Source organism: Tabrizicola sp., from assembly GCF_030373185.1.
GTDB lineage: Bacteria > Pseudomonadota > Alphaproteobacteria > Rhodobacterales > Rhodobacteraceae > Tabrizicola.
The window spans coordinates 390762-406393 of the sequence record NZ_JAUCZH010000004.1 but is presented as its reverse complement, the minus strand read 5'-3'; the positions used below and the strand labels follow the sequence as shown (position 1 = coordinate 406393).

Below are 15632 nucleotides of genomic sequence, written 5' to 3'. Positions count from 1 at the left end.
AGTCGGTGAGGCTAGCGACGGGGGCATGTTGCCAAGGCAGAGTGTCAGTCGGCTAGCTTCGTCCTTGCTTCGGCCGCACCCTTACCGATAACCCCCCTGAGGCCTTCCAGGGTGGTCTTGTAGTGGCTCTCCAGAAGCTGGCACGCAAGTTCCGCGTTTCGGTCGATGCATGCTTTCAGCAGGGCCTCATGCTCGGCCGCGGCGCCTTCCCGGCGCAACAGGCTCGGGTGGACATTCATCGACAAGCTGCGATAGCGCACAGCCTGATCCATCATCTTGGAGCAAAACCCCAAAAGCCAGCTTGACCCGCACCGGTCCAGCAGCAGCATGTGAAACTCCTTGTGGCGCAGTTCCCACTCTTCCGACAGCTCTCGTCCAGCTTCGGCAGGCATCCGGCGATGGGTGCGTGCAAGGCGGTGGTAAGACAGGACCAATTCTTCCTCCCAGTCCTCGTCCCCGTTCTCGATCGATTTTCGCAGGGCCAGCGTTTCCAGCCAGATCCGGGTCTTCACCAGTTCCTCAAGCGAGTCCATCGAGATCTCGGCCACGAAAAACCCGCGTTGGCTTTTCCGCGCGACCAGCCCTTCCGACGACAGCCGGTTCAGGGCTTCCCGAACGGGCGCAATGCCGATGCCGTAGCGATCCGACACGGTCTCGATCTGCAACTTGTCGCCGGGAAACAGCTCACCATTCAGGATGTCGCGGCGAATGCGCTCATGCGCCTGTTCGGACAGGTTCTTGGTATCGTTCAGCGTCTTGTCGGAGGCATTCATCCTCAGGCTACCCCACCAGGCCGATCAGCCTTGTTCCAGAACACCAGACGCTTTTCCACCTGTGCAACCAGGAAGAAGAGGGTCAGGCCCAGAATACTGAGGTACAGTATCAGGGAAAACACGCGTGGCGTGTCCAGCATGCTGGCGGATTCGCGGATCAGGGCGCCAAATCCCTTGCCGCCACCCAGGAATTCGCCGGTGATCGCCCCGGCCATGACGCCGACAGAGGCAATCTTGAGGCCGGTAAAGATATAGGGCAGCCCGGTCGGTAGCTTCAGCCGGATCAGGGTTTGCCAACGGTTCGCACCCATGGACTTGAACAGCATCCTTTCATTTTCAGAAGCCGCATAGAACCCGGCCGCAGTGGACACCACGATGGGGAAGGTTGCAATGAAGGCTGCCAGCGCCACCTTGGAGGCGATGTCAAAGCCAAGCCAGGCAATGAAAAGCGGCGCAAAGGCCACTTTCGGCATGGTATCGATCGCCACCAGATAGGGCATCACGGCGCGTTCGCCGAACTTGGTCTCGCCCACCAGCACACCAAGGGAAAAGCCGATGGCGGCGGCAATCAGGAAAGCCCAGAAGACTGTGCGTGTCGTGGTCCACAGGGCCGTCAGCATATAGCCGCCAGACAGCAGGTTTTTGCCGACGAAGATCAGGTCGGAGAGCGTTTCTCCCGGCGAGGGCAGGATGATGGGCGAAACCCAGCCCAGGCGGGCGGTGGCCAGATCCCAGATCAGAATGACCACAACGGCCAGACCCAGCATCGCCAGCCAGCGCGGAACACTGTCGATCAGCGCGACATGTTCGACCCAGACGGTATCTGCGTCCGGATTGTCCTTCGGGTTGGGGGAAACGGTCACTGAAAAGCCTCCTTTCCCAGAAGGTCACGGATATGGGCAACGATCTCGCCAAAGCGGGGCGTATTGATCATCTCTAACTGGCGCGGGCGTGGCAGGTCGACAATGATTTCCTCGACGATGCGGCCCGGTCGCGGCTTCATCACCAGAATGCGGTCAGACAGGATAACGGCCTCGGCCAGCGAATGTGTAACGAGGAAGGCAGTTGCGTGCTGCTCGGTGCAGATGCGTTGCAGTTCCATGTTCATGAAATCACGGGTCAACTCGTCCAGCGCACTGAAGGGTTCATCCAGCAGCAGCACGGCGGGATTGGAAATCAGCATTCGGCAGATCGACGCACGCTGCGCCATACCGCCTGACAGTTCGCTGGGATAGACATGGGCGAAGTCTCCCAGTCCCACAAGTTGCAGAAGTTCTGTCGCCCGAGGAATGGCAACCTTGGCCGCGGCGCGGCCCTTGCGCATCTCGATGGGTAGAAGAATGTTTTGCAGCGTGGTTTTCCAGGGCAGCAGCGTTGCCTGCTGGAACATCATCCCGATGTCGTCGCGCGGGCCGGTTACCGGCCGTCCCTCCAGCACGACGCGCCCGGCGCTAGGCGGCAATAGCCCCGACATGATCTTCAACAAAGTCGACTTCCCGCAACCGGACGACCCCACAACCGACACGAACTCACCCTTGTTCAGGGTCAGGTTCACGTCGGTCAACGCGGTAAGTCGGTTGCGGGCATATGTCTTGGACAGCCGTTCGATTTGATACACCGGCCGCAGTTGGGCGGCCGGGCCAGCGGTCAGGGGGCGAGGCCCGGCCATGGTCATCAGGCGTTCCATCCCGCTACGAACTCGTTCGAGTAGACGGCCGCGAGATCAGACAGCGGCGCTTCCAGCGCGCCGGAAGAGACAGCGCTGTCATGGATCGCCTGCCAATGCTCCGGCGGCTGAAAGCCGTAGCCCTGGCCGATGAAAGCATCGGTCGGGGTCATCCGGTTGACGACGCCGTCATACAGCGACGGCGCATAGTCCTGCTCGCCTTCCTGCGGGTTGCCGGCCGCGCAATGGGCCAGCGCCTTTTCCTTGTTTGCCGGGTCCGAGGCGAAGCGCGTGCCCCGCACCAAGGCGCGGCCGAACTTCGGCGCAAGGTCGGGCGTCGCGGCCATCTGGGATTCCAGCATGGCTATGCCGTTGCCGAAAAAGCCGAGATAAGCCTCGGGCGTGATCTCGCGCAGTGTGATGCCACGCGAGGCCAGGATCGCCGCATCCGAGACGGCGCCCGCATAGCTGCTCACCTCGTCCCGCAGGAAAGCGACCGCAGCCGTGCCGCCATCTCCCACCGGAAGGAAGGTGTAGTCGGTGCCTTCGGTCATCCCAAGGTCGGCCATGATGGCCTTGGTGAAAGAGACTTCCGCCCCGTCCGCAGTACCCACGCCGATAACGGTACCCTTAAGGTCGGTTGGCGTCTGATAGCTGCTGTCGGCCTTGACGAGCAGGCCGAAGACCGATTTCGGGTAGAGGTTGTAGAGGAATTTCACGTCCACCCCGCGCGAGCGGGCGCCCAGTGTCGGCCCCGGCCCAGGGGCGCCGATCTGCGCCTGGCCGGCGGACATCGCCTGCAACACGGCGGACGAGCCATCGATCGCTTCCAGCCGCAGGTCGAGACCCTCTTCGGCGAAGTAACCCTCGCCCACGGCAACCCAGTAGGGCAGCCAGGTAAGGGCCGAGGGGTTGGGGACGGCGAAGGTCACCGCCGTCTGCGCCCGAAGAAGCGCCGGCGTCCCCAGCGTAAGGCTTGCAGCCCCACCAGCGGCCAGAAGGCCAAAGCTACGGCGGCTCAGTGTGGTCGTACGTGTCATCTTGTTCACTCCTCCCGTTGATCAGTGATCATACCACCCAACTTCTGCGGTTCGGCTGACCCTGAGGGAATGCTATATGATTCGCAGAAAGAATCAAAAAAATATATGAATCATCGAAAATATTCGTATCGTATCTTGATCCGCGACCTTAGTCCGGAAATCCTGCGCTCACCCCCGACTCGTCCGCAGCGCCCTGCGGATCAAATGCTTGAATGGAGCACGCCATGGCGACCCTTACCTTCCCACCTGCCGCACCAGCCCTCCTTGATGTCGTCGGCACCGACGCCAAGTTCCCGGTTCGCCGCATCTACTGCATCGGCAAGAACTATGTGGCCCACATCATCGAGATGAACGCCGACGAGCGTGACCCACCGGTGATCTTCATGAAGCCGACTGATGCCATCGTGAAGAACGGTGGCGAGATTCCCTATCCGGTGTTCACGACAAACTTCCACTACGAGTGCGAGTTGGTCGTGGCGCTGAAATCCGGCGGCTACAACATCCCGCAGGCAGAGGCGGAAAGTCACATCTTCGGCTATGCCGTGGGCCTCGACATGACACGGCGCGACCATCAGGCGGCGGCATTGGCCAAAGGCCTGCCGTGGGAGGTTACCAAGGGCTTTGACCACTCGGCCCCGGTCGGACCGATCACCCGGGTCGAGGACTGCGGCATCCTCAAGACCGGGCATGTACGGTTTTCTGTGAACGGACAGGTCAAGCAGGATGCCGACATCTCGCTGATGATCTGGAAGATTGACGAGATCATTGCCAAGCTGTCTGAACAGCACCGCCTGATGCCGGGCGACATCATCATGACCGGCACGCCTGCCGGGGTGGGGGCGGTCGTCACGGGCGACGTGCTGGATTGCCATGTTGACGGTTTGCAGCCCATGCAGGTGCGCATCGGCGCAAAGGCCGCATGAACACGTCAGACCTGCTGCGCTACGGCACTGCCACGTTGGCCGAAGCTTGGCCTGCCACACGGTTGATCAACGCGCCCTTGCGGCCCCTGGCACCGGGCATGGCCCTTGCTGGGCCTGCCCTGACAGTGCGCTGCCTGCCCGGCGACAATCTTGCGCTGCATCTGGCAATCGCTGCGGCAACACCGGCGGACGTGCTGGTTGTCGATTACGGCGGCAGTCTGGACAGCGGCCCTTTTGGAGAAATCATGGCTCTGGCCTGCCAGATGCGCGGAATCACCGGGATTATCATCGACGGTGCGGTGCGCGATTCAGCGCAAATCGCGGCTCTGGGCTTTGCGGCCTTTGCCCGAGGGCTGAACATTCGCGGCACGGTCAAGCACGACCGCGGGCAGATCGGCGGCTCGGTCACGATTGGAGGGGTAACCATTGCGGCCGGGGATATTGTGCTGGCCGATGCGGATGCCGTCGTAACCCTTGAACGTGAAGATCTGCCCGCAGCCCTTGCCGCATCCGAGGCCCGCACCGCGCGCGAAACGCAGATGATGCAACGGTTGAGGCAGGGTGAGACCACGCTAGATATCCTTGGACTGAGACAGGAGTCGGACAGATGACACAGACCATCGGCATCGCGGGAACCGGCCGCATGGGTACCGCATTCGCTCGCCGCCTGATCGAAACCGGCCACAGCGTTCATGTCTGGAACCGCAGCCCGGCACGGCTGGCGGCCGCCGTTGGCGCTGGTGCTACCGCGACCGATCTTGCCGGGCTGGCCGCTTGCGACACCATCCTTCTGTCGTTGACTGATGCCGCAGCATCCGAAGCGGTGCTGGAGAGACTGATCAATGCAGGCCTGACCGGGCGTCTGGTGATCGAGTTGTCCACCCTGCTGCCCGCCGATGCCGATGCGCTGGCTGCGCGCGCCACTGCCAGCGGCGCAGATTTTCTGCACTGCCCAGTGGGAGGCACCGTCGCCCCTGCGCTCAAAGGGCAGTTACTGGGACTGGCCGGGGGTACGCGAGCCGCGTTTGACCGGGCCATGCCGGTGCTGGGTAGCCTGTGTCGCCGGTTTGAACATCTGGGTACGCCCGGAGCTGCCGCGCGGATGAAGCTGGCGATCAACCTGCCCCTGGCAATCTACTGGGAGACGCTTGGCGAAAGCCTGGCACTTCTGCGCGGCGCGGGGGTGCCGAATGACTTGGCGATCAGCCTGATCGCTGACAGTTCAGCCGGGCCGACTGTGCTGAAGAACCGCGCGCAGGTTGTGGTGGATACGTTGAACGGCACTGACCAGCCCGGCACCTTCGACATTGCCGGGCTGACCAAAGACCTGATGCTGGCCCTGACCCTTGCCGAAACCGAAGGCGCATTCCTGCCGCTGGCCCAGTCTGCTGTCCCTCGCATGCGGGCAGCGCTGGACGCAGGCCTTGGCCATTGCGACGGGGCGACCCTGACACGCCTGACCGCCAGCGGCTCATGAGCCTGCTTGATCCCGCCACCCTTCTGCCGCTGATTGTTGCACTTGCGCTTGCCGGGGCGCTGATCGGCTTTCTGGCTGGCCTGTTCGGCATTGGCGGCGGAGCGATTTCCGTCCCGGTCTTCTACGAAGTGTTCCAGACGCTCGGCCACGCGCCAGATGTCGCGATGCCGATGGCAGTCGGCACCTCTCTGGCGGTCATCATTCCGACCTCCATCCAGTCCTCGCGCGGGCATTTCAGGCGGGGCACGGTGGACATGGACGTCTTGAGGCTTTGGGTGATGCCGGTGCTTGTAGGAGTTGCATTCGGGTCGATCATCGCGCGTTATGCTGCACCTCAGGTGTTCCAGATGGTCTTTGCCGTGGTCGCTGCTGTCAACGCGGCCAAGCTTTTGTCTGGCGGATCGGGATGGCGGCTACGCGACACCCTGCCTGGCAAGGGCGCCATGCGAGCCTATGGGGCCGGGGTCGGACTGGTCTCTGCGCTGATGGGGATCGGCGGGGGTGCGGTATCGAACCTGATCATGACCCTGCACAACGTGCCGATCCATCGCGCGGTGTCCACTTCCGCCGGGGTGGGTGTGCTGATCGCAATACCCGGGACGCTGGGCTACATGGCCGCCGGCTGGGGGCGTGCCGACTTGCCGCCTGATGCGATCGGGTTCGTCTCACTTGCTACCTTTGCCCTGACGATCCCCACCTCGCTCTTGACGACCCGTTTTGGAGTGGCGCTCGCCCACCACCTGACACGCCGACGTCTGGAAACTGCCTTCGGCTTGTTTCTGCTGGCGGTCTGCCTGCGGTTCCTTTGGGCAGTCTTGTCACCATCCGCACCATAGCCAGAGACAGGGTCTGGTCTTGAGGGGAAGGTGGGCGGCCCCTTGAAGGACCGATCGCTCTGGAATGGTGCATATGGCAAGTTTCTGAATAACGGCCGCGCAAAGTGCTTTGCTTCAAGGCCTGTACCGCGATCCCCGCCTTTGGAACATTTAGGAACGAATTTCGGAAGGTTTTGGAACGCTTCAGGACTTCGACGGCCCCGGTCTGACACCCTTGTCCAGTCAACCAGAACCGGAGGAACGGACCATGACAGACTTTCCCATCAGCTATTCGCAGTCGGCCAGCAGCGCCGGAAAAACTGCTGCGGCTTCCGCACGGCTGATCGCCCTCTTTCGGACTGCTTGCGGCTCTCTCGCTCAAGCCACCGTGCAGCACGCACGCCGCAGAACCATCCGCCGCGCACCCGAGGAAATCCTGATGGCACAGGCTCGCCGCGAAGAGGCGCGCCGCGCTGTGGATCGCCTCGTGCAACTGCGCTGATCACTTCGGTATGCCAATGCCGCTAGGGCCACGTTCGATCTTGCCCAGCATGTCGTTGGCCCGTGAGCCGGTTGCCTGGTCTCGCGTCGATCCGCACCGCGCATTCGGCGCGCAGGATGACAGTCTCATCTGCAAGGTCGCAGGTCATTCCGGGACGCCCAGCCCACGCAACGCCGCTTCGACCTGGGCGCGGAAACTCGGCAATTGCTGCGGTAGATCATGCAGCAGGCTCGAGATCGTCAGGTCAGGGACTTTCTCCATCAAGACCGAGCAAAAGCGGGCGGCGTTCTCCTTGCGTCCGGCGGTCCAGTAAGCGACGACAAGGGTCTGGTGCAGCGTTCCCATTTCCGGCACCTCTGACAGCGCCTGTTCCAACGCGACGATTGCCGTTTCAACCTGACCAGCCATCAGCAGGGCAAGGCCCAAACCAACCCGGGCATGGCCAGTGTTCGGCGCAAGTGGATCAAGCCGGATCGCGCGGCGGAAGTGATCGGCGGCGATCTCTAATTCACCCACATATGTGTGGACATAGCCTGAAGATATCAGCACGAAGCTGGAATTCGGATGTAATCCAAGGGCCTGACGCAGCAGGCCCGCAGCACGGTCGGTCTGACCGCCGACATAGCCGATCAGATGTCCGGCATATGTCAGCACAAGTGGATCGCTCGATGATAGTTCGAGGATCTCCTCGGCAAGCGGCAGGGCCGTACGGGCTTCGTCGAAACTGATGAAGCGCGCGCCACAGGCCACCAGATAGAGGCGGCAGATCAATGCCTTGGCCTGAACGTAGTCCGGATCAATTGCGATCGCATGCTCCAGCAACGCCTTCGCCCTGAGAAATGAATCCTTCGACGCCACCCGGTGCGCCAGCATAGTAGCCTGCTGACAAAGGTCGTAGGCCCTGAGGTCTGTTGTCGGCTTTGTGCTGGCACGACGCTGTTCTGCAATGATCAGGTTCGGCTCGATCGCCGCGACAACCTGTTCGCTCACCCGATCCTGCAACTCGAAGATGTTCACCATTGCGCCATCGAAACGCTGACTCCAGATCATATGTCCGGTCGCGGCCTCGACGAGCTGGGTGTTGATTCTCAGCCGTTCGCCGGCGGCCTGAATGCCGCCCTCAAGAATGTATCGCACGCCCAGTTGGCGGCCGACTTCGGCCAGATCGACGCTGCGGCCCTTGAAGGTGAAGCTGGTGCTTGCTGCGATCACAAAGACCGTAGGGATGCGGGATAACGCCGCGATCAAGTCCGAGACGATGCCGTCGACCAGATAGTCCTTGCCCGCGTCGCCCGTCAGGTTTGCAAACGGCAGCACCGCAAGCGAGGGTTTGTCCGGCAGTGGCAGCGCCTTTGCGAGATCTTCCGGGGGGGCGCCCACAAGGGTCAACTGATAGCCGACGCCCGGCACCGTCGCGATGGCACGCGCCCCGATCAGCTTGCGCAGCGCGGCGATCTGGACCGTGAGGTTGCTTTCCTCGACGTTGAGATCGGCCCAGACGTTTTCCAGCAGTTCCGCCTTCGTCACCACCCGGCCCGCATTCGAATGAAGATAGGCCAGCACGTCGAAAGCGCGGGCACCAACGACCTGATCCGATCCGTCGATCCTGAGTCTGCGCAAATCACGCAGCAGCTCGAGGTTGGGCTGAACGGGATCAATCATTGGAAAGCCCAGGAAATGGATACCGGAGCGACGATAGAGACCGAAGAGCTATATGCCAAATTCTATTCCGCCAGCGAGTTTCATCGCCCATGACAGCAGATTTCCCATCGTTTGCCGACCCAGGCGACCCAGGGGCCGCTTTCGAAGTTGGTGTCCTGCGCTCCGCACCAGCAGCGAAAGTCCGCAATCCGGCCTTTTCTTCCCCTCACTGCGCCTGCGAGCCGCCCCGCCTCAGGCAGAGTTCTTCTGACAACACCGTCCCCGGCTCAGGAGGTGGTGAAGTGGTCGGCTTCGCCACCCGGGGGCAGGTCACCCGTCTGGACGGACCAAGCGCACCCCGGCATCACACCCCTTCGAGCCGGGCCCGCGCACGACCTGCGGCGGCACCGATCAGGCGGTCGGCGATGATCGCGATGGCGGCCACCGACAGACCGGCCACAAGCCCCCGCCCGACGTCTGCGGTGGCAAGGGCTGCATAGACCTCTTGCCCAAGGTCGCGCGTTCCGACAAGTGCAGTGATCACCAGCATCGACAGTGCCAGAAGTATCGTCTGGTTCAGCCCCAGAAGTATCATCGGCACCGCCAGCGGCAGGCGGACCTTGCGCAGGATCTGAACTCTCGTGCAGCCGCAGACCACGCCCGCTTCGATAAGTTCGTCCGGGACAGACCGAAGCCCATGCGCGGTGTACTTTACCGCGGGCACCAGCGCGAAGAGGACAACCGCGATCATTGCGCTGAAATCGCCGACCCGGAAAAGCATCACCACCGGAATGAGATAGACGAAGGAAGGCAGCGTCTGCAGCGTGTCGACCACCGTGCCGATCACCTTGCCCGCCGTCTCGTTCGAGGCGGCAAGGATTCCCATCGGCACTCCGATGGCCATGGCGATCACGACCGACAGGCCGCAGAGATAGACTGTGATCATCGCCTGCTCCCAAAGGCCGGTCGCGGCAACGAAAAGTCCAAGCGCCAGCACCACTGCCGACAGGCGAATTCCCCCAAGCCGCCAACCAGCCAGCGTCAGGACCGCCAGCAGGAAGGGCCAGGGTAGCGCCAGAAAGAAGCGTTTCACTGGCAAGAGCAGCGCCTCAAGGAACCAGACCCGAACAGCCTCAAGCTGGTCAAAGTAGTTGACGTTGATGTGCTCGATCAGGTCCGACCAGAAGGGTTTGGTGGTGATTTCCCAGGCTTTGGGCCAGTCCTGCAAGATGGGGATCAGGAAACCCAGCGCCCCGGTAACCAAAGCCACGACCAGCACAAGGGCTGTGCGGGGATGGCGGCGCCACCAGTTGCCCTTTCGCACTTCCACGCTTGCGACGCGTTCGGACATGGCCTGCCCCAGCCGGTCCAGCACCACCGCCAGCGCGGTGATCGCAAGCCCCGCCTCGATCCCGCCGCCGATGTTGAGGCGGCGCAAGGATTCCAGAACGTCCGCGCCAAGACCGCCTGCCCCGATCATCGAGGCGATGATGACCATGTTCAGGCTAAGCATGATCACCTGGTTGACCCCCACCATCAGGTCCGGCAGTGCTACCGGCAGCATCACCTTGCGCATCCGCTGCCAGGGCGTGCAGCCCGCCATGTTGGAGAAATCCACGATCTCGGACGGCACAGCGCGAAGCGCCACGATCGTCACTCGAACCATCGGCGGCATGGCATAGATGATCGTCGCAAGAAGGGCTGCCACCGGGCCAAAGCCGAACAGCACCAGGATCGGCACAAGGAAAGCAAAAGTCGGGATCGTCTGCATCAGGTCCAGCACCGGGGACAGCACCCGCTCGACCCAAGGCCAACGCCAGGCCGCAATGCCCTGTGCCATTCCGCCCAGAACTCCCAGCGGAACCGCGATCGCAATAGACGCGAGCGTGACCATGGCACTGTCCCACTGACCGAAGACGGCAAGATAGGTCATCAGCGCCCCGGCCAGCAGCCCCAGCCAGATGTTGCGCGCAAAATGCCCCAGCGCCACCGCTGCCACCGTGACCGCCACCCAGGAAAGGGGCGGTATGATCGTGGTTGCCCGTCGTCCCCGCCCCTCGGTGATACCGTCAACCAAAAGGACCTTGACCACCTTGTAGGGCGCCTCGATCACTGAGGCAAAGGCGCGCGTCAAGTCCTTGACTGTAACCGGCCCGATGGCGGCACTGTCGGTCAGCCATTTCATTCCGGCCGTAAGCCACTTGGCAAAAGGCAACTGCATGCTTTGCGGAGGCCCGAGCAGACCGGCGGGCAGCGTGGCAAAGATCGTCAACCCCAGCGCAAGCAGAGCCACGGCCGCCCAGATGCCGCGCCACAGCGTCATGTCTGTTTGCCGATCAGAACAGCGATCACTGCCGCAGGAGTGACATGGCCGATCACCTCGCCGTCGCGTTCCACGGCAAAGGGGGCGTCAGCCGTGACGACCTGCTCGGCCACGTCCTCGATCCGCGCCCCTGCCGACAAGGTTCCTGCAATGCCGTCCGGCTGCCCATTTGCGACAATCCGGCCCACTGTCACCACCTTGGCGCGGGTCACATGGGCCGTGAAGGCGGCGACATAGTCGTTAGCCGGGGCAAGCACCAACTCTTCCGGCGTGGCGATCTGCACCACAGCTCCGTCCTTCATGATCGCGATCCGATCGGCCAGGCGGATCGCTTCGTCGAAGTCATGGGTGATGAAGATGATCGTCTTCTTCAACTGCCGCTGGATGCGCAGGAACTCTTCCTGCATCTCGCGCCGGATCAAGGGGTCAAGCGCGCTGAAGGGTTCGTCCAGGAACCACAGGTCCGGTTCGACGGCAAGGCTGCGGGCAATGCCAACGCGCTGCTGCTGCCCGCCCGAGAGCTGGCGCGGATAGTTGCCCTCGCGCCCTTGCAGGCCAACCAGTTGCACCACTTCGCGCGCCCGGGCCTCACGCGCAAGACGGTCCATCCCTTGCACTTCCAGCGGAAAGGCGACGTTTTCCAGCACTGTCAGATGCGGCAGGAGGGCAAAATGCTGGAACACCATCCCCATCCGATGCCTGCGGATTTCAATCATCCGCGAGGGTGAGGCCTTCAGAAGGTCTTCTCCATCGTACAGGATCTCTCCCCCCGTGGGCTCGATCAGCCGGGACAGGCAGCGCACAAGCGTGCTTTTCCCCGACCCGGACAGGCCCATTATGACAAAGATCTCGCCCTCGACCACATCAAGACTGACGTCCCGGACGGCGCCTACATGTTCCGACAGCCGTATCTCGTCCAGCGTCGGAACCTTGCCATGTGCCAGAAGTCTTTGTGGATGCGGGCCGTAGATCTTCCAGACATGCCGACAGGCAAGCTTGACGGGGCGTTCAATCATTTGGGTGTCCAAGGGCAAAAGGCTGGCAGGTGTTCGCATTGACGGCGGGATGGCAAGGGGGCCATCCCGCCGGTCAGGTCACTGGATCCACGTGGTCCAGACAGCCTCGTTTGCGGTCATCCACTCGTCGACCACGTCCTCGATCGCCATCCCGTCGACATCTACCTTGCCGACCATCGCGCCCATGTCCTCATTGGTCAGCTTGAAGGCCTTGATCGCCTTGGCAGCCCCCGGCCACTTGCCCTCAAGCCCGACCCAGCCGGCCTTGAAGATTCCGCCTGTCGGCTTGCCACAGTCATAGGCCAGGTCAGGGTTCACGCCTACCGACGGATCGTTGTAGCACTCCGGCGTGTAGGGCGGGAACTCGACCCATTCGCCTTCGAATTTGATTGGCGCCCAGTGCGGCGCATAGATCCACAGAAGGATGGGGGCCTTCCGCTGATAGGCCGATTCCAGTTCGGCGAACATGGCCGCATCGGTGCCGGCATGGATCACCTCGTAGTTCAGCCCAAGTGCCACAACGCGTTCGTCGTCATAGCCGCCCCAGGTAACCGGCCCGCCCAGATATCGTCCCTTTGGCGCGGTATCTGGGGTCGCGAACATTTCCGCACAATCGTTCAGGGCTTTCCAGTCAGGCAGGCCCGGGCACTGCTCTTTCATGTAGATAGGATACCACCATTCCTCTTTCGCCTGCATCCCCGTCTCACCGAGGCTGACGGTATTGCCGGTCGCGATCGAGGCATCCATCGCCTCGGCCGCCGTCGTCGCCCACAGTTCCATCGCGACATGAAGATCCCCAGACTCGATCCCGGGGAATTGAGCGAGGTAGTCGGCTTGCACCAGTTCGACGTTATAGCCCGCCTCTTCAAGGATGGCAGCCATGATGTTGGTGGTGATCAACTGCCCGGTCCAGTCATGCAGCGTCAGCTTGATCGGGTCGGTGCTCTCCACTTCGGCCATTGCTGCACCGGCACTGAAGACCAAGGCCGCAATGGCCATCGGGTGACGCATTCTCATTTTTTGTCTCCATCTCTGTTGGTTGGTATTCCGCCCTCCGTTGTCCGGAAGTGCCGTTGTCAATCCAGCTTTGGGCGAACGTTGTGGTCTGTCAAAGCATTTGTTGCGTTTGGAAAGCCGAGCCGGGCCCTCTGGAAGCTTCGATTGGGCGCTGTCGGACGAATGCGAGCCTGTCTCCGTTGCCTCACAACCCCACCTTCCTGTCAGGCAGCGAGACGGCTGCGCCACTCGGCGAGAGCGGCGGCGCGGGTGGGCGGCATCGCCCCGGCGCAATCGCCACGGCCACCAAACTAGGGGCAACCCGCGTCTATCAGCTTTTGGACAAGATGCGCGATACCGGGCGGGTGCATGTCGCTCTTGATGGCCACATTTCCGAGGGGGGGAGTTAGTTGATTACGCTCAAGCAAAATCAATGGCTTGACCCGTCTCTGGCCCCCGATTTAATCAAATGGAAACACCATGCCCGAACCCGATCCAAACGGAATTGAACCTGGCGAGAACTGGCCGCGCGGTGTGCTGTTCTACACTTGGCCGTGCGGAAACAAGCGACACAGAAAAGCCCGCGCCCAGCGCATCTTGAAGAATGCAATGTGGGGGGAGTGGTCTTGCAGGGAATGTGGTGACACTGTGCCTTTCACCCGTCGCGCTGATGCGATCTATTGCCGGGAAGGATGCAGGAAGGCGGCGGCACGGAGGCGGCGGGGCTGGTAAATCCGCGTCACGTAAGGCAAGACCTCAAGACATGCCCTCGTACGGCGGACTGGCCACACCGAAGCCTACTTGACAAATTTCGCACAGCGCCACCACAGTCCATTCAATAGCTTAGACTGAGCGGATAACTGACAAACACAGCACGCTAAAGCCTAAGAATTAGTGGCATAAGAGGGAAAAATGACATTGCGCACTCACGACCTCCTCTATCTTGACGAAAACAGGTACGAAGGCACAAAGGAAAGCTTCAAGTTTACGTTGCATTCGGCTCTTGAGTTCGCAGGACAAGAACCAAAGACTGTTCTGGACGTTGGCTGCGCTGCGGGTGAATTTCCTTTCTTTCTGGTTCGCGCCCTCAGGGATGCGCAAACTCATGGAATGGATGTTCTGCCGGAATTGATTGATAAAGCGCGCGAAAATGTTCCAGAGGCAACCTTCTCTGTGGGTTCGGTCTTGGATCTCGGTGCTATCGATAAAACCTATGAGATGGTTTTTCTTGTGGGGGTACATTCCATTTTTGATGAGATTGAGCCTTGGTTGTCGAATCTCCTGAAATGGACTACCAGCGGCGGTACGGTGGCAGTTTTTGGTCTAATAAATTCTCACCCCATTGATGTTTTTGTAAGGGCTCGATCCCAAAGCGATGCCTCAGAACACCGTGAACCGGGTTGGAACAATTTCAGCCGTGCTACCTTTGAAGGGCTGCTCGATAGCAGAGAAGACGTATCTAGGTATGCGTTCGTTGACTTTGTTATTCCTATCGATCTTGAGCCACATCCGGACAATCCTTTGCGCTCATGGACCGAAAAGCGCGACACTGGGGAGCGTTTCATCGTAAATGGCTTAGGGCTTATCCATGACTTCAAGGTTATGTGTATCCAAAAGAAATAGCTGTCGTACGCTTACATTCTCAATGGATTAGATCGCGCTGCGCATATTTGGGGATTTTCGCCTTCACCGCCATTTCTGCGATGCTTCCCCACGAGCAAGAGGTGGCAACTGATTGACCTACTGCTTCTGGTATACCTTTTTCTGCAAGACAATTGTCAAACCACAAATAGCGGCGGGGGGGCGTCATTCTTCACAGCCCCCGCCCCTAGTACCGTGGCACCTCCTGCGTTCGCATTGTGAGTTGGGGCATAGGGGGTAGGGGTCTGCAGCACGACTTGTGCGTGATAGGCGCGCGCGAGGCGGCGATCTGCTGACCAAGGTGGGGGGCATGAATTGCCTGCACCGAACCGACTAGGGACCGATGGCGTTGCCCACGCATTGCCCTAATACAGGTTTTCTCGCGCGCGCGGGCCTATCGCTGCGCAAACCTAGCCGGACGCGCTCATTCTACACCCGGTCTTTGGGCGCTCTGTCCTACAAAAGGCTGCAAATGCGTTTCGCCGAGCTATGCACATCATTCCAGAGCAAGACGGGGGGGGGATCGAAATCCTAGGCGATCCACATCACAGGACCGGAGTGGGATGCCAACTTTGCCGATTCACAATTCAGAGAAACCGGGGGAAACACGACTGTTTCATTCCCACAAAAACCCACCCGTTCCAGAGCCAAGTGGGGGATATAGTGGGGGATGAAAATCAATGGCTTGCTAAATTACCAACTGAAAACAATGATTTACAAGGGTGTATTGGCGGACAGTGAGGGATTCGAACCCTCGAGACGGTTCCCCGCCTACACACTTTCCAGGCGTGCGCCTTCGACCACTCGGCCAACTGTCCG

At 61.0% G+C, this 15632-nt stretch carries 15 protein-coding genes and 1 tRNA gene; 7 read left to right on the top strand and 9 right to left on the bottom strand.

Annotated features, from left to right (window positions below):
- Positions 1-44: 44 nt before the first annotated feature.
- From QUV21_RS10265 to QUV21_RS10250, 4 genes are read right to left on the bottom strand one after another with little or no spacing between them, the layout of a single operon-like run.
- Entirely contained in the window at positions 45-773 is a 729-nt protein-coding gene (locus QUV21_RS10265; RefSeq protein ID WP_300854717.1) for a GntR family transcriptional regulator, read from the bottom strand.
- A gap of 2 nt (positions 774-775) precedes the next feature.
- Positions 776-1636, bottom strand: coding sequence for an ABC transporter permease (locus QUV21_RS10260; protein ID WP_300854716.1), 861 nt, complete (start codon positions 1634-1636; stop codon positions 776-778).
- The gene (locus QUV21_RS10255; RefSeq protein WP_300854907.1) at positions 1633-2442 is read right to left on the bottom strand and encodes an ABC transporter ATP-binding protein; all 810 of its coding nucleotides are present in this window, start codon (positions 2440-2442) and stop codon (positions 1633-1635) included. The genes QUV21_RS10260 and QUV21_RS10255 overlap by 4 nt, the downstream gene beginning before the upstream one ends.
- A gap of 5 nt (positions 2443-2447) precedes the next feature.
- Positions 2448-3479: an ABC transporter substrate-binding protein gene (locus QUV21_RS10250; RefSeq protein WP_300854715.1), complete on the bottom strand. Its 1032-nt coding sequence runs from the start codon at positions 3477-3479 to the stop codon at positions 2448-2450.
- A 224-nt stretch (positions 3480-3703) separates the two neighbouring features.
- Between QUV21_RS10250 and QUV21_RS10245 the strand changes: the two genes are divergently transcribed.
- The 5 genes from QUV21_RS10245 to QUV21_RS10225 all read left to right on the top strand — a co-directional run bounded on the left by QUV21_RS10245 (position 3704) and on the right by QUV21_RS10225 (position 7196).
- Positions 3704-4402, top strand: a complete 699-nt coding sequence (locus QUV21_RS10245; RefSeq protein WP_300854714.1) for a fumarylacetoacetate hydrolase family protein — start codon at positions 3704-3706, stop codon at positions 4400-4402.
- A complete protein-coding gene (locus tag QUV21_RS10240) occupies positions 4399-5013 on the top strand; it encodes an RraA family protein (RefSeq protein ID WP_300854713.1) in 615 nt (204 codons plus the stop codon). The genes QUV21_RS10245 and QUV21_RS10240 overlap by 4 nt, the downstream gene beginning before the upstream one ends.
- On the top strand, positions 5010-5879 hold the full coding sequence (locus tag QUV21_RS10235; protein ID WP_300854712.1) for an NAD(P)-dependent oxidoreductase: 870 nt from the start codon (positions 5010-5012) through the stop codon (positions 5877-5879). Before QUV21_RS10240 ends, QUV21_RS10235 begins: the two co-directional genes overlap by 4 nt.
- Complete coding sequence (locus QUV21_RS10230; protein WP_300854710.1) at positions 5876-6715, top strand: sulfite exporter TauE/SafE family protein; 840 nt, start codon at positions 5876-5878, stop codon at positions 6713-6715. The genes QUV21_RS10235 and QUV21_RS10230 overlap by 4 nt, the downstream gene beginning before the upstream one ends.
- Before the next feature lie 247 nt (positions 6716-6962).
- The gene (locus tag QUV21_RS10225; RefSeq protein ID WP_300854709.1) at positions 6963-7196 is read left to right on the top strand and encodes a hypothetical protein; all 234 of its coding nucleotides are present in this window, start codon (positions 6963-6965) and stop codon (positions 7194-7196) included.
- A 144-nt stretch (positions 7197-7340) separates the two neighbouring features.
- Here QUV21_RS10225 and QUV21_RS10220 read toward each other — a convergent pair whose 3' ends face one another.
- The 4 genes from QUV21_RS10220 to QUV21_RS10205 form a co-directional block, all read right to left on the bottom strand.
- Complete coding sequence (locus QUV21_RS10220) at positions 7341-8858, bottom strand: tetratricopeptide repeat protein (RefSeq protein WP_300854708.1); 1518 nt, start codon at positions 8856-8858, stop codon at positions 7341-7343.
- 343 nt (positions 8859-9201) lie between these two features.
- Entirely contained in the window at positions 9202-11160 is a 1959-nt protein-coding gene (locus tag QUV21_RS10215) for an ABC transporter permease subunit (RefSeq protein WP_300854707.1), read from the bottom strand.
- Entirely contained in the window at positions 11157-12176 is a 1020-nt protein-coding gene (locus QUV21_RS10210) for a betaine/proline/choline family ABC transporter ATP-binding protein (RefSeq protein ID WP_300854706.1), read from the bottom strand. The genes QUV21_RS10215 and QUV21_RS10210 overlap by 4 nt, the downstream gene beginning before the upstream one ends.
- A gap of 78 nt (positions 12177-12254) precedes the next feature.
- Positions 12255-13193, bottom strand: coding sequence for an ABC transporter substrate-binding protein (locus QUV21_RS10205; RefSeq protein ID WP_300854704.1), 939 nt, complete (start codon positions 13191-13193; stop codon positions 12255-12257).
- A 179-nt stretch (positions 13194-13372) separates the two neighbouring features.
- Between QUV21_RS10205 and QUV21_RS10200 the strand changes: the two genes are divergently transcribed.
- Positions 13373-13582, top strand: a complete 210-nt coding sequence (locus QUV21_RS10200) for a hypothetical protein (protein ID WP_300854703.1) — start codon at positions 13373-13375, stop codon at positions 13580-13582.
- 502 nt (positions 13583-14084) lie between these two features.
- Positions 14085-14795: a class I SAM-dependent methyltransferase gene (locus QUV21_RS10195; protein ID WP_300854702.1), complete on the top strand. Its 711-nt coding sequence runs from the start codon at positions 14085-14087 to the stop codon at positions 14793-14795.
- Between the two features lie 746 nt (positions 14796-15541).
- On the opposite strand, the gene QUV21_RS10190 is transcribed toward QUV21_RS10195, so the two are convergent.
- Positions 15542-15631: transfer RNA gene (locus QUV21_RS10190), tRNA-Ser, on the bottom strand.
- Between the last annotated feature and the right edge of the window lies 1 nt (position 15632).